Source organism: Priestia sp. BR_2 (genome assembly GCF_041954005.1).
Taxonomy (GTDB): Bacteria; Bacillota; Bacilli; order Paenibacillales; family Paenibacillaceae; genus Paenibacillus_AQ; species Paenibacillus_AQ lautus_A.
This window is the reverse complement of the sequence record NZ_JAVFHM010000110.1, coordinates 1-25821: the sequence shown is the minus strand read 5'-3', so window position 1 is coordinate 25821 and position 25821 is coordinate 1. Positions and strand designations below refer to the sequence as shown.

At 53.1% G+C, this 25821-nt stretch carries 30 protein-coding genes and 1 rRNA gene; 28 read left to right on the top strand and 3 right to left on the bottom strand.

The window, feature by feature from the left end:
* The first annotated feature begins 52 nt into the window (after positions 1-52).
* Positions 53-772: a pirin family protein gene (locus RB298_RS03165; protein WP_096776953.1), complete on the top strand. Its 720-nt coding sequence runs from the start codon at positions 53-55 to the stop codon at positions 770-772.
* Between the two features lie 105 nt (positions 773-877).
* Here RB298_RS03165 and RB298_RS03160 read toward each other — a convergent pair whose 3' ends face one another.
* A complete protein-coding gene (locus tag RB298_RS03160) occupies positions 878-1105 on the bottom strand; it encodes a DUF1128 domain-containing protein (protein ID WP_015737472.1) in 228 nt (75 codons plus the stop codon).
* A 178-nt stretch (positions 1106-1283) separates the two neighbouring features.
* Here RB298_RS03160 and yyaC point away from each other — a divergent pair, with 178 nt between their 5' ends.
* The 5 genes from yyaC (at position 1284) to RB298_RS03135 (ending at position 7497) form a co-directional block, all read left to right on the top strand.
* Positions 1284-1823, top strand: a complete 540-nt coding sequence (yyaC, locus tag RB298_RS03155; RefSeq protein WP_486045718.1) for a spore protease YyaC — start codon at positions 1284-1286, stop codon at positions 1821-1823.
* Positions 1824-1929: 106 nt separating this feature from the next.
* Complete coding sequence (locus tag RB298_RS03150) at positions 1930-2721, top strand: alpha/beta fold hydrolase (RefSeq protein ID WP_015737470.1); 792 nt, start codon at positions 1930-1932, stop codon at positions 2719-2721.
* A 204-nt stretch (positions 2722-2925) separates the two neighbouring features.
* A complete protein-coding gene (locus tag RB298_RS03145; RefSeq protein WP_486045716.1) occupies positions 2926-3753 on the top strand; it encodes a DUF6483 family protein in 828 nt (275 codons plus the stop codon).
* A gap of 27 nt (positions 3754-3780) precedes the next feature.
* A complete protein-coding gene (locus tag RB298_RS03140; protein ID WP_176502548.1) occupies positions 3781-4971 on the top strand; it encodes a class I SAM-dependent methyltransferase in 1191 nt (396 codons plus the stop codon).
* A 366-nt stretch (positions 4972-5337) separates the two neighbouring features.
* On the top strand, positions 5338-7497 hold the full coding sequence (locus RB298_RS03135) for an O-antigen ligase family protein (protein ID WP_096776958.1): 2160 nt from the start codon (positions 5338-5340) through the stop codon (positions 7495-7497).
* Positions 7498-7735: 238 nt separating this feature from the next.
* On the opposite strand, the gene RB298_RS03130 is transcribed toward RB298_RS03135, so the two are convergent.
* The gene (locus RB298_RS03130; protein ID WP_009594078.1) at positions 7736-8050 is read right to left on the bottom strand and encodes a hypothetical protein; all 315 of its coding nucleotides are present in this window, start codon (positions 8048-8050) and stop codon (positions 7736-7738) included.
* Between the two features lie 163 nt (positions 8051-8213).
* Here RB298_RS03130 and uptA point away from each other — a divergent pair, with 163 nt between their 5' ends.
* The 20 genes from uptA (at position 8214) to RB298_RS03030 (ending at position 23630) form a co-directional block, all read left to right on the top strand.
* Positions 8214-8825 (top strand): undecaprenyl phosphate transporter UptA, encoded by a 612-nt coding sequence (gene uptA, locus RB298_RS03125; protein ID WP_096776959.1) that lies wholly within the window; start codon positions 8214-8216, stop codon positions 8823-8825.
* Positions 8826-8828: 3 nt separating this feature from the next.
* A complete protein-coding gene (locus tag RB298_RS03120; protein ID WP_096776960.1) occupies positions 8829-9395 on the top strand; it encodes a thioredoxin family protein in 567 nt (188 codons plus the stop codon).
* 2 nt (positions 9396-9397) lie between these two features.
* Positions 9398-10036 (top strand): MBL fold metallo-hydrolase, encoded by a 639-nt coding sequence (locus RB298_RS03115; RefSeq protein WP_015737464.1) that lies wholly within the window; start codon positions 9398-9400, stop codon positions 10034-10036.
* Positions 10037-10216: 180 nt separating this feature from the next.
* Positions 10217-10408: a hypothetical protein gene (locus tag RB298_RS03110; protein ID WP_009594128.1), complete on the top strand. Its 192-nt coding sequence runs from the start codon at positions 10217-10219 to the stop codon at positions 10406-10408.
* Between the two features lie 237 nt (positions 10409-10645).
* Complete coding sequence (gene sigY / locus RB298_RS03105; RefSeq protein WP_096776962.1) at positions 10646-11203, top strand: RNA polymerase sigma factor SigY; 558 nt, start codon at positions 10646-10648, stop codon at positions 11201-11203.
* Positions 11187-11525 (top strand): YxlC family protein, encoded by a 339-nt coding sequence (locus RB298_RS03100; protein WP_096776963.1) that lies wholly within the window; start codon positions 11187-11189, stop codon positions 11523-11525. Before sigY ends, RB298_RS03100 begins: the two co-directional genes overlap by 17 nt.
* A complete protein-coding gene (locus RB298_RS03095) occupies positions 11522-11731 on the top strand; it encodes a hypothetical protein (protein ID WP_304145438.1) in 210 nt (69 codons plus the stop codon). The genes RB298_RS03100 and RB298_RS03095 overlap by 4 nt, the downstream gene beginning before the upstream one ends.
* A gap of 36 nt (positions 11732-11767) precedes the next feature.
* On the top strand, positions 11768-11962 hold the full coding sequence (locus RB298_RS03090) for a PLDc N-terminal domain-containing protein (RefSeq protein ID WP_015737460.1): 195 nt from the start codon (positions 11768-11770) through the stop codon (positions 11960-11962).
* Positions 11959-12882, top strand: coding sequence for an ABC transporter ATP-binding protein (locus tag RB298_RS03085; RefSeq protein WP_375121779.1), 924 nt, complete (start codon positions 11959-11961; stop codon positions 12880-12882). Before RB298_RS03090 ends, RB298_RS03085 begins: the two co-directional genes overlap by 4 nt.
* Entirely contained in the window at positions 12879-13655 is a 777-nt protein-coding gene (locus RB298_RS03080) for a hypothetical protein (protein WP_096776965.1), read from the top strand. Before RB298_RS03085 ends, RB298_RS03080 begins: the two co-directional genes overlap by 4 nt.
* A 211-nt stretch (positions 13656-13866) precedes the next feature.
* A complete protein-coding gene (locus tag RB298_RS03075) occupies positions 13867-14247 on the top strand; it encodes an ATPase (RefSeq protein ID WP_096776966.1) in 381 nt (126 codons plus the stop codon).
* A gap of 174 nt (positions 14248-14421) precedes the next feature.
* Complete coding sequence (gene gatC, locus RB298_RS03070; RefSeq protein ID WP_009594109.1) at positions 14422-14709, top strand: Asp-tRNA(Asn)/Glu-tRNA(Gln) amidotransferase subunit GatC; 288 nt, start codon at positions 14422-14424, stop codon at positions 14707-14709.
* A gap of 20 nt (positions 14710-14729) precedes the next feature.
* On the top strand, positions 14730-16187 hold the full coding sequence (gatA, locus tag RB298_RS03065) for an Asp-tRNA(Asn)/Glu-tRNA(Gln) amidotransferase subunit GatA (RefSeq protein WP_009594131.1): 1458 nt from the start codon (positions 14730-14732) through the stop codon (positions 16185-16187).
* 30 nt (positions 16188-16217) lie between these two features.
* A complete protein-coding gene (gene gatB, locus RB298_RS03060) occupies positions 16218-17657 on the top strand; it encodes an Asp-tRNA(Asn)/Glu-tRNA(Gln) amidotransferase subunit GatB (protein ID WP_192570574.1) in 1440 nt (479 codons plus the stop codon).
* Between the two features lie 216 nt (positions 17658-17873).
* Positions 17874-18332 (top strand): GNAT family N-acetyltransferase, encoded by a 459-nt coding sequence (locus RB298_RS03055; RefSeq protein ID WP_096776969.1) that lies wholly within the window; start codon positions 17874-17876, stop codon positions 18330-18332.
* Between the two features lie 48 nt (positions 18333-18380).
* Positions 18381-19094, top strand: coding sequence for an MgtC/SapB family protein (locus RB298_RS03050; RefSeq protein WP_096776970.1), 714 nt, complete (start codon positions 18381-18383; stop codon positions 19092-19094).
* A 196-nt stretch (positions 19095-19290) separates the two neighbouring features.
* The gene (locus RB298_RS03045) at positions 19291-19908 is read left to right on the top strand and encodes a hypothetical protein (RefSeq protein WP_096776971.1); all 618 of its coding nucleotides are present in this window, start codon (positions 19291-19293) and stop codon (positions 19906-19908) included.
* A 57-nt stretch (positions 19909-19965) separates the two neighbouring features.
* Positions 19966-21285 (top strand): DUF4097 family beta strand repeat-containing protein, encoded by a 1320-nt coding sequence (locus RB298_RS03040; RefSeq protein ID WP_096776972.1) that lies wholly within the window; start codon positions 19966-19968, stop codon positions 21283-21285.
* An 87-nt stretch (positions 21286-21372) separates the two neighbouring features.
* A complete protein-coding gene (perR, locus tag RB298_RS03035) occupies positions 21373-21792 on the top strand; it encodes a peroxide-responsive transcriptional repressor PerR (RefSeq protein WP_009594041.1) in 420 nt (139 codons plus the stop codon).
* Positions 21793-21980: 188 nt separating this feature from the next.
* Entirely contained in the window at positions 21981-23630 is a 1650-nt protein-coding gene (locus tag RB298_RS03030; RefSeq protein ID WP_441007221.1) for a glycosyl hydrolase family 18 protein, read from the top strand.
* A 130-nt stretch (positions 23631-23760) separates the two neighbouring features.
* On the opposite strand, the gene RB298_RS03025 is transcribed toward RB298_RS03030, so the two are convergent.
* Entirely contained in the window at positions 23761-24126 is a 366-nt protein-coding gene (locus RB298_RS03025; protein WP_009594056.1) for a YgzB family protein, read from the bottom strand.
* Between the two features lie 185 nt (positions 24127-24311).
* On the opposite strand from RB298_RS03025, the gene RB298_RS03020 reads away from it, so the two are divergent.
* Both RB298_RS03020 and RB298_RS03015 read left to right on the top strand, forming a co-directional pair.
* Positions 24312-25193: a nucleotidyltransferase-like protein gene (locus tag RB298_RS03020; protein ID WP_015737450.1), complete on the top strand. Its 882-nt coding sequence runs from the start codon at positions 24312-24314 to the stop codon at positions 25191-25193.
* Positions 25194-25659: 466 nt separating this feature from the next.
* A 16S ribosomal RNA gene (locus RB298_RS03015) occupies positions 25660-25821 on the top strand; the annotation flags it as partial.

Below are 25821 nucleotides of genomic sequence, written 5' to 3'. Positions count from 1 at the left end.
GACCGGAAACCGCCGGGGTATTGAATAGTAAAAAAGGCGGAGGTGACCGGCCATGATTAAAATCATGACGGCAGCGGAAAGACATACTACCCATGAAGACGGTATTCACAGCGAATTCAGCTTTTCTTTTGGTGATTATACAGACCCGCATAACGAGCACTTTGGAAGCCTTCTGGCGCATAATGAATACGTGCTCCAACCGATGGAGGGGTTTGATCGAAGGTTTCATCATGATTTGGTGATTGTGCATTTGGTGCTGGAAGGCACGTTGACGTATGAGGATGATACAGGGAAGGTCATGGAGCTTACGCCCGGTACGGTTCATGTCGTGAATACAGGCTCCGGCGTGTACCATGCCGAGAGGAATGCCTCATCTTCGGAGGACGTACGCTATCTGGAAATGTGGTTTCTCCCTGCGGAGCCGGGCCTTGAGACCAGTCACCATCAAAGCAATTTCACAAAAGAACAGCAATTGAACCAGATGCTTCCGATCATCGGTTCAGGCAATGGTGAGTCGAGCCTGCCCCAGTCGCTGGATGTTGTGATGTACAGCAGCATACTGGAGACCGGACAAGAACTGACGTACAGTCTGGCCGGGGATCGTAGAATGCATCTATACGTCATAAGCGGTCATGTCGAAATATCATCGGAAGACGGCGTATTCGATATTAAGGCGGGCGATGCGGCAAGGATACAGCGTCGTCATGAGCTGACCTTCCGGGGGAACTCCAGTGAGGGAAGCTCGGAAATGGTCCTTATCGATATGCCATAACGTAAACAGAAAGCCCCGGGATTTGCGAGATTCGCAAGTACCGGGGCTTTTGTCATGACAAAAGCGCTTCTTAAGAATACACTCAAAGTACGTGAAGATACCGTCCTACTGGTTTCCGCGGAGCTGTCCAAGCTCGGATACAACGGCTTCCACTTCCGAAATACTAAGATTCTGTTTATTCATGACCATATCGTACAGATCATAAATATCATCATATTGGTTAACCGAGAAGGCAGAGGCCTGCATGGCAGCGCCTGTAGCCATCCGTAGCTTCGTTTTAATCTGTTCGATCATATACTCGACATTTGCTTGGGATTTTTCACTCAAATCCATGGAATAACACCATCCTCTCTTAGGCGGATTTACGATTTTCATCCCTGTATTGTAACATGTTAGCGTGCGGCTCGACCAATGTTTTTGCCATCGGTGAGGAAGATAGGTTAAAATCAGAAAAAAACGCTTCACCGTCAGCGATGCTAATCATCGAACCATTTAATCAAGGAGGTCCGTCATGAGCGAACAAGCCGGCAAGACGCCAAGCGTGCATGCTGCCAAAGCCAAGATGTCGGGCCATGAACTGGCCGGTTTTTTTCAGGGGATTTCGCGGCGCCATGCGCTGGGCAGCATCGTATTTTTATGTATTGGCACCGACCGTTCCACAGGTGACGCGCTCGGTCCGTTGACTGGAAGCCGGCTTGTGGAATACGGTTTTCCGCAGGTGATCGGCACGCTGCCCGAACCATGTGATGCTTTCAATCTTGAGGCAAAGCTTCAAGGCATACCCGAGGATCAGGTGGTTATTGCCATTGATGCTTGCTTGGGACAATCCTCTTCCGTCGGTTATTTCTTTACAAGCGAAGGTCCGCTGGCGCCGGCCCAATCCGTCGGCGGGAAGCTGCCGGCTGTGGGAGACTACAGCGTGGCAGCGGTCGTGAACGTTCATGGACCGAAGCCGTATTGGACCCTCCAAGTGACGTCCCTTTACCAGGTCATGGGAATGGCGGAGCAGATAGCGAAGCAAGCCGCTGCGGCCTTTGGCCTTAGGCCGTAAGACACGCGTTTCAACCGGGGTTGTTTTAGTTTAATAATAGTTCATTCTTTATAAAATAATGGGTGTCTATCCAAGGGCATCGCTGAATAGAAAGAAGGGTATCGCTATGGAAAAAGTACAATGCAACGGCAGCACGATTTGCTACGTGGATCAGGGACAAGGTGAGCCGGTCATTCTGCTTCACGGTTTCTGCGGAAGCTCCGCCTATTGGGAACAGGTACTGCCATATCTTCAAGGTTTCAGAGTCATTGTACCGGATCTCCGGGGTCACGGGCGGTCTGATGCACCGATGGGATCGTATACCATCGAACAAATGGCGGACGACGTCCTGCTATTGATGGATGAGCTCGATATTCCGAAGGCAGCGTTGCTCGGTCATTCCCTCGGAGGATATATAGCGCTCTCCTTCGCCCAGCGCTACGCTTCTCGATTGAACGGCTTTGGCCTGATCCATTCTACGGGCTATCCGGATTCGGATGAAGCGAAGGAGAAACGGGTGAAAGCGGTCAGCACCATCCAAGGGGAGGGCATTACGGCTTTTGTTGACGGATTGGTGCCGGGCCTGTTTGCTCCGGATACGAAGGAAACCAAGCCGGAATGCATTCAGCGGGCGAAGGAGATCGGTTACCTTACGCCGCCGCAAGGTGCGATAGGGGCGGCGCTGGCCATGCGCGAGCGTCCAGACCGGCGCGATGTGCTCTCGGCTTCCACGCTGCCGATCCTGCTTGTAGCAGGAGAGAAGGACGGCTTGATTCCGGCGGAGCGCACCTTTACCACAGATCATGACAACGTAACCCGGATCGTGATCGAGGGCGCGGGTCATATGAGTATGATGGAGACGCCCGAGAAGCTCGGCGAAGTCATTTCCTCTTTCATGGGACGGCTGGAGCAAGAATAAATCCATATCGTTTATAATAAACGGATACTCCTATTGCGGGGTATCCGTTTGTTGCATTGCGGGCTGCAGTTGCAGTGGCCCCTCCATCGTATCCGGACCCCGATTGAACAAAGCGTGAACGAGGCAGAAGGGCGGCTACTGGAATTCTGGTCCCGGATAGCCTACAATTTAATCGTGATCCGGATTGGAATAGACCCGGCATGAATGCGCCTGCAGGGGATTCACCGAACAGCCTGGCATGCCGGTCCTAAGTTCCTCGGCAGCGGGAATTGCCGGAAGGTTAAAGATGAGGTCAACAATTCGCTGCATCCGGCACGGATGCAGGTTGGGGGCGAGTGCATGTTTCGCAGGGATTATCTTGTGCGGCTTATTGAGGATATGACACAGATGATAGCCAAAGTGTTTTCGCTCAAGCAGGAGCGCAAGCACACCGAAGCTTTATGGGAGCTGGATGAGCTTTTTAAACGGCAGTTCCGACTGAATTCAGGGCTGCTTCGCTCCTTGTCCGCAGCCGATATCGAGCAGCTCTTTCGCAATCATGGTTATCTGGAAGCGGACAAGCTGCAGAGTGCAGCAAGGCTGATGGAAGAGGAAGCGTCGCTGCTGCTCGAGCTTGAGCGCGAAGAAGAAGCCGTTATGCTCTATACCAAGGTCTTTCAGTTATATTTGAAGTCAGCCCTGCAAGGGGCGGATCCGAAACTGATCGGGTTGACGGAACGGATCGGTCTGCTGAAAGAACGTTTAAGGGCTTACGCGTGGCCCGAAACGGCGATGCTGGATTATTATGCGTTTACGGAGCAGCAGGGGATGTTCGCGGAAGCGGAGAATACCCTGCACCAACTGCTGGATAGCGGTAAGATCGAATATGACGAAGGCGTAAGGTTCTATCAAAGATTGCAGCAGAAACGGCCCGAGGATTTGGCAAAAGGCGGGCTTCCGCTGGAGGAAGTCGAGGAAGGAATGGATGAGCTCCGCCGCCGTTTTCCGCATGCGGCGGTGGACGGAGACAAACCGTTTCCCGGCCTCGATTAACCTGTCTATAACATAAAAGAAAGCGAGATGTACCTTTTGGATGCATTAAGAAAATTGATTCATAACATCATGGAAGAAGCATCATTGATTACGGCTACGCTAAGCCAGCTTCGCAAGCGGGAAGGCATGACCTACAGCAAAGTAACGGTTAAGCCCGTAGAGCTCAAGAACAAGCTGCACTATCAGTTCGCCTATTATTCCGCAACCAAGGTCACTCATCAGAATGTGCCGGCGGATGAGGCGGAGGCCGTACTGTTGGATATGTTCGAAAATGTATTCCGGCAAGCGATGATCTATACGCCGGAAGCGGACTATCAGGTTCTGATTTCGAAGAAATACAAGGTTTCGATTCTGACCAAATCCGCTTCCAAGACCAAAACGGATTTGTCGCATAACCGGAAAAAGACCTACATTCTTGAAGAGGGAGAGCCGGTTCCGTTTCTGGTGGAGCTCGGCATCATGAGCGAGGATGGCAAAGTATTTGCCCGCAGATACGATAAATTTAAACAGATCAACCGCTTCTTGGAGATGGTGGAGGATGTCCTCCCTCATCTGCCGGAGGACCGTCCGCTTACGATCGTCGATTTCGGCTGCGGCAAATCCTATCTGACCTTCGCTTTGTATCACTATTTGGCGGTAACCGCGCGCAGAAAGCTGAATATTGTCGGATTGGATCTCAAGGCGGATGTCATCGAACACTGCAGTATGCTGGCGAAAAAACTGAATTATACCCAATTGCGGTTTCTTGTCGGCGACATTGCGGATTATGACGAACTGGAGCAGGTGGATATGGTGGTCACGCTGCATGCATGCGACACCGCAACCGATGCGGCGCTGGAAAAAGCGGTCCGCTGGGGGGCTTCGGTGATTCTGTCGGTACCTTGCTGCCAGCACGAGCTGTTCGCCCAAGTCCAGAGCCCAGTCATGGAGCCGCTGCTGTCCCACGGCATACTGAAGGAACGCTTCTCGGCGCTGGCCACGGACGCCATTCGGGCCAAGCTTCTCGACCTGATGGGATACAAGACGCAGCTGCTGGAGTTTATCGATATGGAACATACGCCCAAGAATATTTTGATCCGTGCGGTCAGCGGTTCTGCCGGAGACCGGAATAAACTATGGCAGGAGTATACCGCGTTTCGCGATTTTTTAAGCGCCTCGCCGTACCTTGAACGGGCTTGCAAGGACCTGCTCCCGAATACGGAAATGGAATCGCGTTGAACCGGTTTGGCGATGAACGTGCGAGCGCGCACGTTCATCGCTTTTTTAATGGAAAATAGGAACTTCGGAGCCGGCCTTCCGGTTATCGAAACAAAATCAACATCTAAACGCGGTCATTCTTCTAAGAACGTGCGTCGTCGATAGAAGTTTTTCTTGCGATGGCAATCAAAGCCTTAATCCAGGGAATCGTGTGGCCCTTACAGCACCAGATGTGATCGCCAACATTGAATCAAGAATAACGCCGACCGTCCTGGTCCACAATGGCTATTAGGCGGGTTTCATGTTCGGCACGCGGAGGAGCGGGAGCGTGCAAGTGGCAGAAACGGAGAAGGGTTACGCATTCTTTCTTGAACGGGGCGTGGTGTAATGGCATCGAATACCCTGCATCGTGTTTGCGGGATGATGCTGATCGGGCTGGGGCTTGCGGCCAGTATCCGGAGCGGAATGTTTTTTGACGAGGATATATATTGGATCGGAGCGGGTTTCGGCGTGCTTCTGCTGCTCATGACGGGAGCCGATTGGCATGGTGCCGTTCAAGGCCGGAAGAATCATGGCATGGGGAAACTGCCGGAGGCGGTACCTTCGGACAGAGAATTGCGGGTGGTTCTTGGCTGCATCTGCGCAATCCTTCTCATCTACGTCTTTCACGGGATAGGGCGCCCCCTCTCTCTGGAAGGCACGATGAAGGAGATCATCCTGTGGGGAAGCTATGGTTCTTTTGCCATTGCTGCTTGGCGCGCGTGCCGTACAGGCCCCGGCTTACGCATCATGCATGCCGGCTGGCATCTGCTGGGCGCCGTGCTGTGCGGCAGCGCCTTGCTTGCCGTATACGGGCTTATGGAGCTGCCGTATGGGATTTATCATACGGCGGATGCGGACATTAGCGCGACCGGCGCGAGGCTTGGCGGCCTGCTTCAATACCCGAACACGTTCGGGGCGGTGATGGCCGCCTTTTTGCTGGAGCGGCTGTTCGCGCTGCCGTCCGTCCTGCGGAACCGGACGGGCACGCTCCGCGCAGCGGCTGCGCTGCTGCCGCTTGCGCCCTATACCGCCGCGCTGCTCCTGACGGAGTCGCGCGGCGCCTGGCTCGCGGCCGCTCTTGCGTGCGCGGCCGGCTTCGCCAAGGAGCGGCGTGCCTTGGCGCCGCTCCTGGTGGCTGCCGCCGCGCCTGTGGCGAGCGCGGCGCTGCTGTACCGCCAGCTGGCGGATGCCAAGCTGGCGCCAGCCGTGCTGCCCGGCCTGCTGTGGCTGGCCGGGCTTTGGGCCGGCGGCGTCCTCGCCGGCCTGCTGCTGTGCCGCTGGCGGCACAGCGGGGGCCCCGGCCGGCGTTACGCCGCGCCCGGGGCCCTGGGAGCTGCGGCCTTGCTGGCAGCCGCAGCGGTTGTCGTGATCCTGCTCCAGGTGCAGGATCGGACCCTGGGCGGCGCGGCAACGCTCAGCGCGCGCAGCCTCATGTACAGCGACGCCTGGCAGCTGGCCCGGTCGTCGCCGTGGCTGGGACGGGGAGGGGAGACGTGGCGGCAATCCTACCTTGCCATTCAGTCCCAGCCCTATGTGGGTGCCGAGGTGCATAATGGATATATGGATATCCTGTTGAATACGGGAATCATTGGGCTGCTGCTTGTCCTTATTTTGGTTATCTTTATGGTTGCAAGGCTCATCGCGGCAAGCTCCCGATTCATGCCCCCCGCCCTCGTGCTGATCGGACATGCGTCCGTGGATTTCGATTGGGGCTTCGGGCTAGTATGGCTGCTCCTATTGTGGCTTACGGTAATGGGCTTGGCAGGGGGTTCCCCCGATGAGGCGCCTCAGCATGGATCTATGGCAACTCGGCTAACCCGGCCGTTCAAACGATGGAATCAACTGCAAGCCGGCTATGAAGGGGAGCTGGCCCCTTCCCTGCTGCGACGGCTCAGGGTTGTGGCCATTCTCCCGCTCGCGGCTTGGACTTTCCTCGCCGCGGCGCTGGGCATCAGCGAGCTTCAAGAGCGATGGGCCGTATCGGAGCCGCCAGGCCGGCAGATCCTGCTCCTCCGATCCTCGTTAAATTGGAACCCCGCCAATACGGATGCGGCCATAAAGCTCTCGGCATGGCTTCCCCCAAGCGAGCAGATTCCGCTGCTGAAACGAAGCATGGTGCATGCGCCGAATCACCCGGGTTTAAGCTGGAAGCTGGCAGAAGGTTATTCCCTAAGAGGCGAATCGGAGGAAGCGGCGGCATGGTTCAAAAGGGGCATCGAACTGGATCGTTTCAATCCGGTCAAGCAAACCCGGGCCGTGCTGAAGCTGGCCGCCCTTGCGGACTGGCACCGCAGGGCGGGAGATTCCGCCGGAGCGGTTGAGGCGGCCCGGGCCGGATGGGATACCTTGAAGCGCTATCGCTTCCTTGCGGCTGCCCTTCATGAGCTTGATCCTTTTCGAAATGACCGTGGCTTTCATCTGTCCGTGCTTGCGGCTCGGCAGGCCAACCGCTTCGATAACACGATGACATGGGGAGAACGGGAGCATGCCGCAAGGCAGCCCTGATATCCGTTATCCCCGCACTGCCTACGGCGAATCATGCCGAATCGCAACCGTTTGCGGCGACTTACCTTGCCCCACATTACGCGGTACCATGAAGGGCGGCATGGCGTTGGCGACGCTTTGCTGGTTCGCCTTAGAACGAACGGTGTAGAATGGACGACCTATCAATCTACGGTTGACGATCCAAATGCAGCCTTTTGTCGTAATTTCTCACGGTGTGACGGGGGAAGAGGGGGGCATGTCATCCCCCGAAGGCATCCCGAAAGGCGGAGGCCAGCTGGCGCTCCGGAACCTGCCAGAGCTCGGCAAGCTCGCCGCAGACGTCTTTTTCCCACCAGTCGCACAGCAGTTTTTTATTGCTGTAGTTTTCGTGAATCCAGATCAGATTTCCGATGACCTTCCGATAATACAATTCTTCTCCTTGCTTCAAGGTTTCCGGAGGAAGGTACAGCTTGAGCCGCTTGGTCGTACGGTATAATTCTTTGCTGCAGGCCCGCCGTATCCCGCGCGGGGAGGGGGGCTTGCTGCCCGGTCGTTTGGCATGGGGAGAATGCATGCTTTAACTCACTCCTTTGCTTCACCATATGTCCCGAAACGGGCGAAAGTCACTGCGCCGCCCATAATTGGGCGCATTATAAGGCATGTAGAAGGCATGTCCCGGGCTGTGTTAGAATAGGCTAGTACTAGAAATCAACGCAGTAGGAAGGCGGGGGACAAGCGTGGAATTCTTTTACGAGGCTGTGGGCCGACTGTTTGAATGGATCCAGCAGCTGGGCTATTTCGGAATCATGCTCGGATTAATGGTGGAGGTCATCCCAAGCGAGATCGTACTCGCCTATGGCGGTTATCTGGTTTCCATGGGTGAGGTTCATTTTATCGGTGCCATGATTTTTGGTACCGTTGGCGGCGTGCTCGCCCAGTTATTCATTTATTGGATCGGCCGTTACGGGGGCAGACCCTTCCTGGAGAAGTACGGGAAGTACATACTGATTAAGAAGAAGCATATCGACTACGCCGAGGAATGGTTCGGCAAGTATGGTACCGGCGTTATATTTACGGCTCGGTTTGTACCGGTGGTAAGACATGCGATTTCCATCCCGGCGGGCATATCCAAAATGCATGTGGGCAGGTTTACGCTGTTGACCACCCTTGCGATTATTCCGTGGACGGCATTATTCTTATACCTCGGATTGCTTCTGGGCGACCAGTGGGAGCATATCGACGAGAAGGCAGGGCCTTACGTTCGGGAAATTCTGCTGGGCGCATTAGCCGTCATGATTCTTTATTTTTTGATAAAATGGATAAAATCAGCGAAGGCGAGGTCGAAATAACGAATGAGTATGAATATGGCAAATCATTTGGGTACGGGCATATCTCCGCAGCAATTCATGGACGGCATGCAGAAGAACCAGGATACGTTCAAGGCAGGCTACGAGCAGTTTAAATGGGAGAATGAAGAGGATCAAGAGTTTTTTGAAAGCCTCAATTTCAGGGATGATCTGCGGGTCCTCATTCTGGCAGCGGATTGGTGCGGCGATGTTGCGCGCAATATCCCTGTCGTATTCCGTGCGATGGAGACCGCGGGGATTGAGACGGAAGTGCTGATTATGGAAGAGAATCTGGACGTCATGGATCAGTTCCTGACCATGGGCGCCCGTTCCATTCCGGTTGTGATCATTTCGGATACCGGGGGACATGTCCTCGGCACATGGGGACCGCGTCCGGCGCACGTTCAGAAGTTTATGATTGAGTTCAAGCAGAACAATCCGGATCGTGAAGCAACGGACTATCAGGACAACCTTGCCGTCACGCGGCAAAGCATCATTCAAGCCTACGGGGAAGGGTATGAGTTTCACGCTGCCATCATTAAGGAATTGCGTGAACTGATGTCAGGGTTTTAATCATGACACTTCATATTGAGACCTTTAATTTAGGACCGCTTCAGACGAATGCATATTTACTGACAGGGCCTGTAGAAGGCAAAGCGATCATTATCGATCCTGGCATGAACCCGGGGCCGCTCGTGAAGCGAATAGCGGATTTGGAGATTGAAGCGATCCTGCTGACCCACGCGCATTTTGACCACATGGGGGGCGTCGAGGAGATCCGCAAGCTGAAGGACTGTCCTGTCTATCTCCACACCTTGGAGAGCGAATGGCTGGCCAGTCCAAAGCTTAACGGTTCGCTGATGTGGCCTCAGGTCACCGGACCGCTGTCCACCGAGCCGGCGGAGTACGATTTGGCCGATGGACTGGAGCTGCAGCTGATCGGGCATACCTTCAAGGTCTTTCATACACCGGGCCATTCGCCGGGAAGCGTGAGCTTCAAGTGCGGAAATGACCTGTTTTCCGGCGATGTGCTGTTCCGTCTAGGCGTTGGGCGAACGGATCTTCCGGGCGGCCGTGAGCGCGATTTGGTTGATTCCATTCAGAACACGCTGTATACGTTTGCGGATGAGGTCGTTGTGTACTCCGGCCACGGGCCTCGGACAACCATTGGCTATGAAAAGCAGCGGAATCCTTATGTTCCTGCGAGCAGGTAGGATTACATCCGACATAAATCGGGAAACTTTGTCTGGACAAATATAGACAAGATTGATACAATACGGTTAATTAAATGTTACCCATTGCGAAGCACGCAGACTGTGGAATTCATCCCGGTTTGCGTTCTTTTATTTTATGGGGAGTTTTTTTGGCATGGACGTGATTAGGGGGAAGCGCCAGTGAGAAAAGATCATCTATCGCTGCTGAACGGGAATGTTACAAGAAGCGAAGCGATTGATCGGCAACCGGAGTTCCGCCGGCGGGGCCAGACGGATATTTCATCCGTTGTCTGGGACAGGCTGGTGAAGGATGAAGGGATCGCGCAGCAGCCATGGCATCATCGGCTGCAGGTTATCAGATTGAATCAATAGGTGGACCGCTAACATGACACCCTCATCATGAAGTGAGAAACAATGATCCCTCCGATTGGAGACTGCAGCCGGGTCCACCGGCTGCTTTTTTTTGTTTTTTTACGGATACCATAAGAAATTTCTGAAGCATCCGGAGGTATCTATATAAATTACATCATTTGGCACACGATAAATATAATAACCGTTTGAACGATTGGCTGCAGTTATTCGTATTACAGGCGAAGGCGAAAGAAGGTGATGATTTCAATCATGATCCCTGGCGAAGAGGATTTGATACGACAAGCGCAGTTAGGAGATGCTGCTGCCATGGCGCTGCTGTTCAAGCAGCATTACTCCTTCCTTTATAAATATTTGCTGAAAGTGACGATGGACCCGATGCTTGCCGAAGATACCGCGCAGGATACCATCGTTCGATGCATGGAGAACATGAACCGTTACAACGGGACTTCGTCCTTCTCCTCTTGGATGATTACCATTGCTACCCGTTTGTTCATCGATAATACCCGGCGAAAGAAACGGGAGAAGAAATGGCTGGAGCAGGAGGCGGTTCAGTCGGCAAGGCGGATGCGCTGGCAGATGGAGCGGCGGGGAGAAGACTGGACGGATATGCTGGATGGATTGTCCCGATTATCCGAGGATCATCGGATTGCCATCCTGCTGAAGCACTATTACGGCTACAGCTACGAGGAAATCGGAACGATGCTCGGCATTCCCGAAGGAACGGTGAAATCGCGGACCGCCTACGGCGTTAAACAGCTGCGAAAGGAGATGGGTGACGATGGTCAGAGGACCTGAACATGAGGATGAAAAATGGATTGAAGGATTGAACCAGGAAATGAAGCGGGTGGATCAATTGTTTGAAGATGCGCCATCCCCATCCCTGGAAGGGCTGCATGCGTTGGCCGTTCATACCTTGGAACGCAAACGGAAGCGGATGAAATACGAGTTGCTTCTCTTTCTTCTGGTTGCGCTCTTTATCGTCGGCGGGGGATTGATGGCTGCCTTGGCAGCGCCGATGATCCTGCTGTTTATTCACGGGTTCGGCATGGTCGCGGGGATTTCCGTTCTTGTATTTTCCAAGAGTCTGAGATCTGCCGGAAAGAAGGGAATCCGATGAATGAAGTGAACGAGAGCCCGCTGGCAGTGATCGTCCTTGCCGTTGTGCTGGTGCTGATCCAAGGGACATGGCTTTTCCTGGATGCAAGGAAGCGGGGGCTTGGCAAGATGGCTTGGTTCTGGGGGATATGGGGGTCTACGACGATGCCGTTGCCGCTGCTCTTTTACTGGATATTCGTCATTCGCAAAGACGGCAGTGAGTCTTAAGCTTCTTTATTAAAATATGGAACATGGGGGATTGTTATGGATATTAACTGGGGATTGATCTGGCCGATTCTTGCACTGCAAGCGATTCTTGCGGTCACGGGTCTTATATCTTTGTTTCGGGCAGAGCCGGCAAACATACGTGGGCCGAGATGGATGTGGGTGTTGATTATATTGCTGGGTAACATTCTTGGCAGCATTGCTTATTTTATTGCGGGGAGGCGAGAGGCTTGACGGAGAAACTTCTTAGCATTCACGAACTGACCAAAAGCATCGGAAGCATCATGCCGGTTAAAGGCATCTCGTTTGAATTGAAGCGCGGAGGCTGTACGGCACTGCTGGGACCGAACGGCGCAGGGAAGACGACAACGCTGCGAATGCTGGCAGGATTGATTCCTCCGACCCGGGGCGAGATCCGATATGGATCGGGAGATGGCCATACGGACAGTTGGCGTCGCCGGATTGGTTACTTGCCGCAGTATCCGAAGTTTTATGGCTGGATGTCAGGTATGGAATATTTGTCGTTTAGCGCCAAGCTGTCGGGATTATCCGGAAAAGAGGCCCTTCGGCGAAGTCGGGAAGTGATCGAGATGGTGGGCCTGCAGCAGGCTGCCAAACGCCGGATATCCGGTTATTCCGGCGGAATGAAGCAGCGGCTTGGCATCGCACAGGCGCTTGTGCACGAGCCGGAGCTGATCATGCTGGACGAGCCGGTATCGGCGCTGGACCCGATCGGACGCCGGGAGGTTATGGACCTGCTCGACCGCCTGCGGGGGGAAGTCACCGTCCTGTTCTCGACCCATGTGCTTCATGATGCGGAGGAAATTTGCGATGACATGATACTGATGGTAGACGGGGAGATTGCGGAGAAGGGCGCGCTTAGCGAACTACGCACGAAATACCGCCAGCCGGTCTTATCGATTGATGTTGAACCGGGGGAGCGGGAAGTTGCTTGGCTCGACAGTCTCGCGAACCGTCCTTATGTGCAAGAGATCGAGCTCGGCAAACGCGGCGCCAAGCTGATGGTGACGGATATGGAGGTGGCGCGTGCCGCTTTGATCCAAGAGCTTGCCGACGGCGGAATCGAGCTGCTTCGTTTTGAAGCCGGCACGTCTACGCTCGAGGATATGTTTATGAAGGTGGTGGGCTCATGAAGCCGTTCTGGATCTATTATCAAAAAGAGATGCTTGAGTCCGGCCGGACCTATAAATGGATTTGGGTCCCCGCCGTTTTTCTGCTGCTTGGCATTATGCAGCCGGTATCGACCTATTATTTGCCGGAAATCCTGACCATGGCCGGAGAAGTGCCGCCGGAAGCGGCGGCGTTATTTACCGTCCCGTCCGCCGAGAGCGTGATGGCGTCAGCCTTAAGCCAGTTCAGCGTCATCGGCCTGCTGGTGCTTGTGCTTGCGGGGATGAACACGGTAGCTGGGGAAAGGGCCACCGGCACGGCTGAGCTTGTTCTTGCCCGCTCGGTATCCACGATTCCCATGATGGCTGCCAAATGGGCCGCCATGATGACTTTGGTAGCCGCATCCTTTGCGCTTGGGCTTGGCGGCGCAGCGTATTATACGCATCTGCTCATCGGTCCCTTGGAATGGGGAGCGGTGGCCAGCGGCGGGGGATTGTATGTCGTATGGCTGGCTTGGATCGTAACGCTTGCCCTGCCGCTCGGCGCCGTCCTCCGCGGCCCTGCCGCTGCTTTCATCAGCTTGGCGGTGGCCGGCGCGCTTTCGCTCTTGTCCGGTTTGCTGCCCTCCCGCCTTCAATGGAACCCGGGCCGATTAAGCAGCATGGCCGCGGAGCGGATTGTCGGCGAAGTGAGCAGCGTCTGGTCTCCGATCATCGTGGCGATACTGCTCATGGTGCTGTCGATTATCGTTGCCGCGAGGCTGCTCAGACGGAGCCCATTGTCCCCGCAATCCTAGTTTCCATGGGAGATTCAGGTTTTATCTGAATCACATGGACATCTCTATCTTTTTTTAGTAGACTATGAAGATAAGAAAACGGCAATCGACTTACTTTTCGGAAGACAGACCGCATATAGCGGAAGTTTTCTTGGGAAATAAGGATGATTAGCCATAGAAGTTTATACTTTCTTATCGTTTGAAAAAGGATAGACAACTCAGGAGGTAGACGATGCTGCGTTTAGGGGAAAAGATCACAATCGTTGCGGATGCCTTTGAGCAGAATCTTCCAATCGGTCAATACGGCTATATCATCGCGTATGACCGAAATCCGGACAATGCGTTCGATTACGTCATTCGGATTCCGAGCCTCAACCGTAATTTTTTTGTTCCGGCGGATGATGTAGAGCTGGAATCAATCGTGTTGAAACAGGAAGCCGAGCGGGTCGAGCGGGAAGCGCTCATCGATTTCGCCCTGTCGACATATAATGAGAAGCTGTTTCGTCAAGTGATGAACGGCGAGATGGAAAGTGTTGAAGAGGAAGAGGAAACCAAGGAAGCAATGTCCCAGGCGGACTTCATCAAACAGGTGAATCTTCGCGCTTGGATCTAGGAGAGTCGGCTGAGGCCGACTCTTTTTTGAAGTGACGGGCAAGCAGTTCCTGAGAGCTCCGCGCTTCAAGCCATTGGATTGAATCTTCCATGCTTCTACAATATAATGAGAAAAGTTATCGAGACAGACTTTACCCCTTTAACTGGATGGGGGCATGAAGGAGGACGCAAAGCCATGAGCATTACCGATAAGGATGTTCAGCATGTAGCGAAGCTGGCCCGATTAAATTTGACGCCTGAAGAAGAGCAGATGTTTACCGGCCAACTGAATGCGATTTTACAATATGCCGAGAAATTAAACGAATTGGATACGGACGGCGTTGAGCCGACTACGCACGTGCTGCACCTCAGCAATGTCATGCGGGAAGACGAAGTGCGCGAGAGCCTGCCGATCGAGAAAGTGCTGCTCAACGCACCGGATGAAGAAGACGATCAAATTAAAGTACCTGCTGTTTTGGAATAGCCTGGAGGGAGGATACACACTTGAGTCTGTTTGATTACAAGTTATCGGAGATACATAATAAGCTGCAGAATAAGGAGCTTTCCGTAACCGATCTGGTCGACCAAGCGTTTACCCGTATTTCCGAACGTGAGGATCGGGTAAAGGCATTTATTACGCTGGACGAGGAAGGCGCGCGTACATCGGCCAAGGCTTTGGACGACAAGCTGGCTGCTGGGGAGACGCGCGGACTGTTGTTCGGACTTCCTGTCGGAATTAAGGACAATATCGTAACGGAAGGGCTTCGCACCACATGCGCAAGTCAGTTTCTGTCTAACTTCACGCCGGTTTACGATGCGACGGTTGTCGGCAAATTGCGCGCGGCGGACACCGTAACGATCGGTAAGCTGAACATGGATGAATTTGCAATGGGAGGCTCCAATGAGAACTCCAGCTTTTATCCCGTGCGCAACCCCTGGGACCTGGACCGGGTACCAGGCGGATCGAGCGGCGGCTCGGCTGCGGCCGTAGCTGCCGGCGAAGCTTACTTCGCGCTGGGCTCGGATACCGGCGGCTCCATTCGGCAGCCGGCTTCTTATTGCGGCGTCGTGGGACTTAAGCCGACCTACGGACTCGTATCCCGGTTTGGCCTTGTCGCCTTCGCTTCATCGCTGGACCAGATCGGGCCTTTGACGAAAAACGTAGAAGATTCTGCCTATGTCCTGCAAGCCATCGCCGGTTATGACCCGATGGATTCGACATCCGCCAAAGTGGACGTGCCCGACTATCTGAGCGCATTGTCCGGAGACGTTGCCGGTCTGCGCATCGCCGTGCCTAAAGAATATCTGGGCGAGGGCGTTGATGCCGAAGTGAAGGAAACCGTCCTGAATGCGCTGAAGGTGCTTGAATCGCTGGGCGCTACCTGGGACGAAGTTTCCCTGCCGCATACCGATTATGCGGTCGCTACGTATTATCTGCTTGCTTCTTCGGAGGCTTCCTCGAATCTGGCCCGCTTTGACGGCGTGCGTTACGGCGTTCGTTCCGACAATGCAGGCAGCCTGATCGATCTGTATCACGAATCCCGCAGCCAAGGCTTCGGGGATGAGGTGAAACGCCGCATCATGCTGGGGACTTACGCGCTCAGCTCGGGCTATTACGATGCCTATTATTTGAAGGCGCAGAAAGCCCGCACCCTCATCAAGCAGGACTTCGATAAAGTATTCGAGCAATATGATGTCATCATCGGACCTACGGCTCCGACTACGGCCTTCAAGCTGGGGACGCAAGTCGATGATCCGCTGACGATGTATTTGAACGATATCCTGACGATTCCTGTCAGCCTGGCGGGAGTGCCGGCAGTAAGCGTCCCTTGCGGATTCGCGGACGGACTGCCCGTAGGAATGCAAATTATCGGGAAAGCTTTTGATGAGTCGACCGTGCTGCGCGTCGCGCATGCCTACGAGCAAAATACAGATCATCATAAACGGCGCCCTGAACTGTAAACCGGCGGCAGAGAAGGAGGGAAACAATCGATGTCTACATCTAAATATGAAACGGTTATCGGATTGGAAGTTCACGTAGAGCTGCATACCCATTCCAAAATTTTTTGCGGCTGCTCCACTGCGTTCGGAGCTCCGCCGAACACGCATACATGTCCCATCTGCCTTGGCCATCCCGGCGTTCTGCCCGTATTGAACCGCCAGGCTGTGGAATATGCCATAAAGGCTGCCATGGCGCTGAACTGCACCATCGGCGATGTCAGCAAATTCGACCGCAAAAACTATTTCTACCCGGATTCCCCGAAAGCATACCAGATTTCCCAGTACGATCAGCCGATCGGCGAAAACGGCTGGATCGATATTGAGGTGGACGGGAAGACGAAGCGGATCGGCATTACCCGCCTGCACCTGGAGGAAGATGCCGGCAAGCTCACGCATGTCGACGGAGGTTATGCATCGCTGGTCGACTTTAACCGGGTCGGAACGCCGCTCGTTGAGATCGTGTCCGAACCGGAGATCTCAACGCCGGAGGAAGCCAAGGCTTACTTGGAGAAAATGCGCGCGATTATGCAGTATTGCGACGTATCCGACGTGAAGATGGAAGAGGGCTCGCTTCGCTGCGACGCCAACATCAGCCTTCGTCCATGGGGACAGAAGGAATTCGGAACGAAAGCCGAGCTGAAGAACATGAACTCCTTCCGCGGCGTGCAGCGCGGATTGGAATATGAGCAGTTCCGTCAAGCGGAAATCCTTGATGAAGGCGGCGTGATCGTACAGGAAACGCGGCGCTGGGACGAAGCCCAGGCAAAGACCTTCTCCATGCGAGGCAAGGAGCAGGCGCACGACTACCGCTATTTCCCGGACCCGGATCTGGTATCGGTGCATATCAGCGAAGAGTGGAAAGAGGCGGTTCGCGCGACGATCCCCGAGCTTCCGGATGCTCGCAAGGCCCGCTATGCTTCCGAGTACGGCCTGCCGGACTATGATGCTGCGGTCATTACGTCATCCAAACTGCTCGCCGACTTTTTTGAGGACAGCTTGAACTACACGAAGGATGCCAAATCCGTATCCAACTGGATCATGGGCGATCTGCTGGGTTATTTGAACTCGAACAATCTGGAGCTGTCTGAAGTGAAGATTACGGGTCAAGGCTTGGGCGAGATGATCGGCTTGATCGAAAAGGGGACCATCAGCAGCAAAATCGCGAAAACCGTCTTTAAGGAGATGCTGGAAAGCGGCAAGCTGCCTGCGCAAATCGTTGAGGAAAAAGGACTTGTCCAAATCAGCGATGAAGGTGCGATCAAGGGCATCGTCGAGCAGGTGGTCGCGAACAATCCGCAATCCGTGGAGGATTACAAGGCAGGCAAACAGAAGGCGATCGGCTTCCTGGTTGGTCAAGTGATGAAAGAGAGCAAAGGGAAAGCCAACCCGGCCCTCGCCAACAAACTGCTGGTTGAGGTGCTGAACGGATAATTAAACGATCCGGGGTTTCCTCGAATCATGTTTTTAGAAGATGTGGAGCTTGTCCCGAAATCGGGGCAAGTTCCTTTTTAAGATATCAGAAAGTATGAACTTCGGAGGGGCTGCAGCCTGATATCGCCAGAAAAGATACCGTTAAACGCGGTCTGTCTTCTTTGAGAGCACGCCGATGATTTTTTTCTTACAATAACTCGGTTAGGGGATGAACAGATGATTAAGGAACTATCCTTGGAGGATCGGGATACCGTGCAGCAGATATGGAGCCTGCAGCACATGGCGTACCCTTTGGAAGCCGAATTGATCGGATTCTCCGAAATTCCTCCGCTGCTGGACACCTTTGAGACGATCCGTGCGAGCGGGGAAACCTTTTTTGGTTATATAAATGAAGAAGGGGATCTCATCGGAGCCATAGCGGTGGAGCCCGAAGAGGATCAGGTTACCATATCGCGGATGATGGTCCATCCCGGTCATTTTCGCAAGGGTATTGCGGGGAGTTTAATTCGCCATGTATTGGAATGCTACAAGGAGGCGCCGATGTTCACGGTCTCGACAGGGACGCGCAATACGCCGGCGGTGACCTTGTACGAGAAATTCGGGTTCGTGAGGGACCATGCATTCGAGGTTGCTCCGGGCGTGGAATTGACCGAGTTCCATCTTCATCAACAATGAATGATATCGCATATTCGACAGACGTGACGTGAGGGGAGTATCGTTCTTTTGACTAATCCTTGGGTGATAGATAATGTATCCATATTATTACGATTGCTGCTGGCTATGCTGCTTGGCGGCTTGATCGGTTTTGAACGGGAGCGTTCCAACCATGCTGCAGGACTTCGCACGCATATATTGGTATGCTTGGGTTCTACACTTATTATGCTGTTATCCATTTACGGTTTCTCCGATTTCGTAGACGAGATTAACGTTCGGATTGACCCTGCGCGCTTGGCCACGGCCGTCATTACAGGGATCGGATTCCTGGGCGCCGGCACCATTTTGTTTACAGGCAAATCCATTACCGGATTAACGACCGCCGCGTCCATCTGGGTTGTGGGTGCCGTGGGGCTTGCCGTAGGGGCCGGGTTTTATTTTGCGTCGATTGTATCCACGGTGCTGATCCTTCTGAACCTGGTGGTCTTTAATAAACTGGAGCAGCGGTACATCCGCGGCAGCAAACTGCATTTGATCACCCTGCATGCGGCGAATACGCCGAATATTTTGGATGACATATCGGCGGTTCTGGAGGAGCAGGAATTCGTGATCAAGAAGCTCGTCGTAAACGAGCGGAGCAATGCGGCATACGGGGAATTGCAGCCTGCGGTCCTAGGACTCGAAATTTCGCTGCAAGTCTTGACCGACCGTAAATTCGAACCGATGGAGATCACCCGGCGATTGCGGGGAATCGGCCACGTAACGATGGTAACGGCTGAATAACCGGCTTCCATCATCATAACCCAACGGCATCTGCTGAATTACCGGCAGGGCCGTTTTTTTGTAGGCTTATCAGCTTCTCCTGAACGGCCTATCCAGTTTTTTGCCAGTTACTTCGGCTTCGCATTGGGGTACTATCAAAGAAAAACATCGGTAAACAACGCCAGTCCCTTGATGTTTGGAAGGAGGCGAGAAGGTTATGAATCCAACCACCGAAACGCAAACCGCAGTCCGCAAGAAAAAAAGGCGCTCGATTCGGATGAAGCGGCATCCCGGACTTCAGCGAAAAAGACGGAAACTCTACGCGCTTTTATTAGCCGCTCTCATTCCAGGTCTGGGTCATCTGTACCTCGGCATGTACCGTAAGGGAATCACGTTCATCATGCTGCTGCTGCTGGATATATCGGCGCTTCTATATTTCTCTTCCATCGGCATGCAGATCAACGTTCCGTTGCTTGTCGTGCTGGGGCTTCTGATTCCGGTCGGTTATTTCTATAACGTGTATGACGTGCTGCAGGCAGCCGAATATATTATTTCCCGAAAAAGACGCGGCGAGGCAGCCGCTGCTTCCGGAGGTGACGGAAGAGGGAACGGGGCTAATCATCTGTTCCGCGGCGAACGGGGAATCGCCTTTGGCTTGATGCTGGTTGTTACCGGGTCCCTGCTCATTTTGTTTCACCAGAAGCCGCCTTGGCTGCAGCAGGGAATTCGCGACTACGGTGCGGAGGCCTCCGCCGTCGTGCTCATCGTTGTCGGGATTTGGGCCGGGATCCGGGAAGCTCTCAGGCATCATAAAGACAAGAGGAAATCCCTATAGTACACGTACAGCGGCACATGGGTGAAAGCCGCGTAATCAGACGAGGGGAGGAGACGGATGAAACACAAAATCAGAGTTGGGCGATATACGGCCGCCTTGCTGCTTGTCAGTACGGGCGCTTTGCTGCTGCTTGACGAGTGGAGAGGGACGGATTATATATTCATGCTCCAGCGTTGGTGGCCGCTGCTGTTTATCCTGCTCGGCGTTGAATATATAGTCAGGTATACGCTGTCCCGCGCCCTGGGCCGGCGCAGGGAATTTCGGTTTCGGCCGGATATTCGGGGAATTCTGCTGGCAGTCGCCGTTACGGCGTCCGTATTCGTGATTTCCCAGCAGGAGCATTTCCTTCATCTCTGGAACCGGGTGAGCCTGAATTTGACGGCAGCGGGCGTGGATTACAGCGAAGCGGAAGATAACCGGTTCCAGAAGCCGGCACTGGATATACCGGTGGAGCTCGACACCGAGAAGATCATCGTCGATCACTTGAACGGAGATATCTCCATCACGCGGCAGGATGTCGACGATATCCGGGTCGAAGCGGTAGTGTGGGTCGACCGAGAGCAGCCCGGTGTAGCGGAGGCGATCGCCGAGCAGTCGACGATCGAGGTCGGGGAAGGCAAGACGATCACGATTCGGTCCAAGGGAAAAGCCTATGGAGAATCGGGTAAACGGCAGCCCCGAATGAATTTGAATATCGCGGTCCCGGATGATCGCCGGTTCAATTTTGAGATACGGACGATGAACGGAGCGATTACCTTAAACCGCGTGGAGGCGATTGAGAATATTTTGCTGGAGAGCGGGAATGGACCCATCACGATGGATCGGGTCTACGGGAATGTCACAGGCAAAACGCTGAACGGCGAAATGACCGCGCGCGGCGTTATCGGTAATATTAAAATGTCCACCAACCGCGGGAATATGCTGGCCGTCGACATCACGGGCGAGACCGACTTGACCACGCAAGTAGGAAACATGACGGTCAAACGAACGACGGATCATATCCGGGTCCAGACGAGGAACGGCAATATTCTGATCAGCGGTGCGGAGTCGCAATTAAGCGCCGAGTCCCTTAATGGCGGAGTAGCCATTCGTTCCCCTCGGATCGGAGGCGATTGGAATGTATATAGCGCGGTTGGAGAGATGAATCTTCATGTTCCTCTCGAGGGCGATTACAAGCTTGAAGGGACGATTAGTTACGGAAGAATTCTGACCACGCTGCCTAATCTTAAGATCGAGCAGAAAACCATTTCCGGGGAATCCGGCACCGGCGAGCATTCCATTCGCATTGAAGGTAACAGTAACCTGAACATTTACCGGAGCTACCCGGAACAGGAGGAAGGCCGGAACAGCGGGGGCTGGACGCCTCTGCCGGATTGACAACAATCCAAGAAACGCCGTACAATAAAGCGTAAGAGCGATCTAAGCTTTGTAAAAACCAGTTAAACTTGAAGGCGGTGGGCAACCATGGGAACGTCCGTACAGCATGCGCTGGAACAACTGAAAACGACCGGTGTCCGAATCACGCCGCAACGTCATGCGATTTTAACGTATTTGGTGGAATCTATGGGCCATCCGACAGCGGATGATATTTATCGGGCTCTGGAACCTAATTTTCCTAGTATGAGCGTAGCCACAGTATATAACAATTTAAAAATGTTTATTGAAGCCGGCATGGTGCGTGAGCTGACGTACGGAGACAATTCGAGTCGCTTTGACGCCAACGTCTCCGACCATCATCATGTCATCTGTCAAAGTTGCGGCAAAATCGAAGATTTCAGCTATCCGTCCCTCGAAGATGTGGGAGTGCAGGCTGAGAAAAGCACCGGATTTGAAGTAAAGGGACTGAGAATGGAGCTGTATGGGCTCTGCAAGTCCTGTCAATAGACGCCGGTTGTTATAGATGATGAACGTGCGGAATGAACCATTCCACACGTTTTTATTTTTAACGGCTTATTTTTTCGCGACGGCATTGGGGCGATTTGGCGAAAGTGAAATGGGGGAGTAGTTTGGCAAGAAGAAGATATCGGGGAAAAAAGAGGCGTGCAAACAGAAGCTCTTTTTATCTGGGGCTGATGCTGATTGCGGCGGGGGTCTGGTGGGTTGTCACCACGTTGTTTCCGAACCAGACCTATACCGTACCGGACTGGCGCGGAATGGACAAGCCGATTTTCGTTCAGGGCGAATTGAAGGAGCATCCTGCTCTGGGTTCCGGCGAAGAGCTGCTGCTGCCGATCACGGTGATTCAGGAGAGCGTGGATGCCGACATCCGTTACGAGCAGGAAACGGAATCGATTATTATCACGACTTCCGAATCGGTTTTTCGCATGAAGATGGATAGCACGAAGGGGGAACTGAACGGCAAAACGGTGACCCTGCCGTATGCGCCTGAACTGGTTAACGGCATTGCTTACGTTCCGCTGAAGCCGCTCAAACAGCATTATGGCGTGGCCGTTCACGAAGACTCGGCAACAGGCGCGGTCATTTTGATGCGCGCCGGGGATGCGATTCAGCTTGCGAAGGCGGCTCCCGGTAAACCTGAGGACACCGTGGCTCTGCGCGAGAGCGGGGAGAAGAAGTCCCCGTTCGTACTGGACATGCCGGCCGGCGAGCGGCTTCGGGTATGGCGCGAAGAGGAGGGATGGTTATTCGTTCAGGCGGATAACGGGTATACGGGATATGTTCTTAAAGAGCAGATCGAGCTTGGGGAACTGAAAGAAATTCCGGCTCTGAAGCAGACCCCTTCGCGGGCTGAGCTGGAATGGAAGAACAAGTCGGTCAACCTGGTATGGGAAGCCGTTTACACCAAGAATCCAAGCACGGATAGCATTGGCGAACTGCCCGGGGTCAACGTGGTCAGTCCGACCTGGTTCAGCATCGTGGACGGAGAAGGAACGGTCAAGTCCAAAGCGGTTAAGCAGTATGTGAGTTGGGCGCATAACAGGAACAAGGAAGTTTGGGGTCTTATGGACAACAGCTTCGACCCTGACCTGACAACCGAAGCGCTGTCTACGTTCGATAGAAGATCCCATATCATCGAACAGATGCTGGCTTATGCCAAGCAATACAATCTTGACGGTATCAATATCGACTTTGAAAATGTCTACACCAAGGATAAAGATCATGTCGTACAATTCGTGCGGGAAATGAAGCCGCTGGCCAAAGCCAGAGGTTTGATTGTGTCCATCGACGTTACGCCCAAATCGAACAGCGAGATGTGGTCGCTCTTTCTCGACCGGAAACGACTTGGCGAAACCGTTGATTACATGATGGTGATGGCCTACGACGAGCACTGGGCCACCAGTCCGAAAGCGGGATCGGTCTCCTCATTGCCATGGGCTGAGCAGTCGGTAAGGCGAATCCTGGAAGAGGATGCAGTACCGCCATCCAAGCTGGTGTTGGGCGTACCGTTATATACAAGGGTCTGGACGGAAACGAGCGAAGCGGGAGAGACGAAGGTTTCCTCCAAAGCGATTGGTATGGAGAAGCTGCAAGCCCTGCTGAAGGAGCAGAAGGTGAAAGGCTCGCTGGATGCCGGGACCGGACAGAATTATGTCCAATTCACGGAGGGAGAGTCCATTAAGAAGATATGGATGGAAGACGGCACTTCATTGCAATCCCGGGTCAAAATGGCCAAAAAGCTGGAGCTTGGCGGCATTGCTTCCTGGAATCGAAGCTTTGCCGTCCCGGAAACCTGGCATGTTCTTAAGACGATACACGATTAGGAATCCATGAACTTATCATTCTTATCCTAAACACAAAGAACCCGGTTATCCTCGCGATAACCGGGTTCTTTGTGTTTATTCGTCTTAAGCGTTGCGAATCCTACATATAAGCAGGTTCTGCAAATCCTTGTCAGGATTTGATCTGCTGGGCTTCAAGCTCTTCTGCTGTGATGTTGGCTTGGCTTGGATCCAGCGTCAAAATCGTATGGCAGAACATGCAGCGGTCGGTTTTGCCCAGCATTTTGGTCAGTTTATTGCATTCCGGACACTGGATTTGGACGGCGCTCGTGGACAGCATGCCTGCCCAAAAGTAAATGCCGAGACTTCCCAGCATCATAATCAGGCCAAACACCAATCCGATACCGGCAAATATTTTGCCTGCTTGTCCAAAGAATACGATACCGGCCGTGCCAAGCACCATAAGGCCCATGCCGAGCATTGTCAGCAGCAATCCCCATGTGCGGAAGGCGTTGATTTTTGCATTCTTAAAGATCATGCTCGAAAACTCCTGTCCATTCAAATAGTTGTTTATGGAATAAGGCGAAACAAGAAATGAAATCTTGAATTCCGTTTGTCATCTTATAAGATCTTATCTCCTAAAAGAAGGAACTTACATGGACATGTAGAATTACATTATAACTGAAATGGCTGAAATTCGCCAAGGAATGTATGGAGGGAAACGTGGAATTAACCAACTTTTCTTTTTATTATGGAAATACGGTTGATGAGGAAGCTGTAGGAGCGATAGCATACCGTAATTCGGACAAAATGCAGCGAGGATCACTAGTTCACGATTTTGAGGTCAATATTGTTGTCGTGTATGACGGAACACCTGATGAGCCTCCCATCCAGCATTCTATCGTAGGCGGGGAACGCTGTCAGGTGTTAAGCATCGGCTTGGACGAATTGCATCGGGAGCTCCTGAGGGGCACGCACAAAGTACTGATCAAATGCCTCCTGGAAGGGGATGTCATAAAAGACAATCAAGATCGCCTTTCCAATCTGCGGCGAGATTTCCTCAGGTTCGCAGAACCGTTCCGGGAGCAAAAATTGTTTATAGGCTTTGCCCACTTCCTGCAAAAGTACATGGATGCCAAGATGCTTTTGAAGGAGGAGCGGGTGCTGGATGCTTACCATACTCTATTGGAAGGTCTGCACCATTGGGGCGAGCTGGAGCTGATCGAGCGGGGGATTCATCCGGAATCGGCGGTCTGGGAGCAGATTACAGGATTAAACACGCCTGTACGCAAGTTATATGAAGAGCTTACGGTCAGCACGGAAACGCTGGGACAACGGGTAGAGCTGGCCTTGCTTGCCTATGAATTCTCGATGATATCCAAGCTGGAGAGTTCTTCTGCGCTATTGCTCCGCATATTAAGAAGCCGTCGGAATCCTTGGACGATACAGGAGCTGGTGCTCCACCCTGAGCTGGCACCAGTATGCAAGGAGCTGCCGATCGTGATGCGCAAATTGGTGTATCGGTCGCTGGTGAAGGAAGTTCCGTTATGGAGGGAATCCAGATCCTACGGGTCTGAAGCCATCCGGTACTACACCGACTTATGAGGAAGGACGGGAGTCCTTCTTTTTTTGTGCAGAAGAAGTTAATCTAACGTTTATGAAACCGCGTCTCAGGAAACAGTATCTAACGAGAGTGACATCAAGATAGGGGGAAGGCTTAGCGAATAATGTGTCGATTACTTTGTTACATGAAGTCGAAAAATAATTTGCCGAATCATGTTGACGAGCCAGCTGTTTCTGTGATACATTATAACTCGCCCCTTCGAAAGGGACTTTGATAATTCGGTTAAGAAGATGTCGAATTAAAAAGTTTTCAAAAAAAGTTCTTGACGAAATGATGGGCAGCATGATATATTATAAAGGTCGCCGCTGAAATGAGTTTTCGGCGAAAGACAAAGAAGTTGATCTTTGAAAACTGAACAACGAGTGAGTAAAACGAACCACTTCGGTGGGGCGTTGAAATAGAGAATTGAACAAATTCTCGTCAGTTTAGAAATGAGCAAGTCAAACTTTATTGGAGAGTTTGATCCTAGCTCAGGACGAACGCTGGCGGCGTGCCTAATACATGCAAGTCGAGCGGACCTGATGGAGTGCTTGCACTCCTGAAGGTTAGCGGCGGACGGGTGAGTAACACGTAGGCAACCTGCCCTCAAGACTGGGATAACTACCGGAA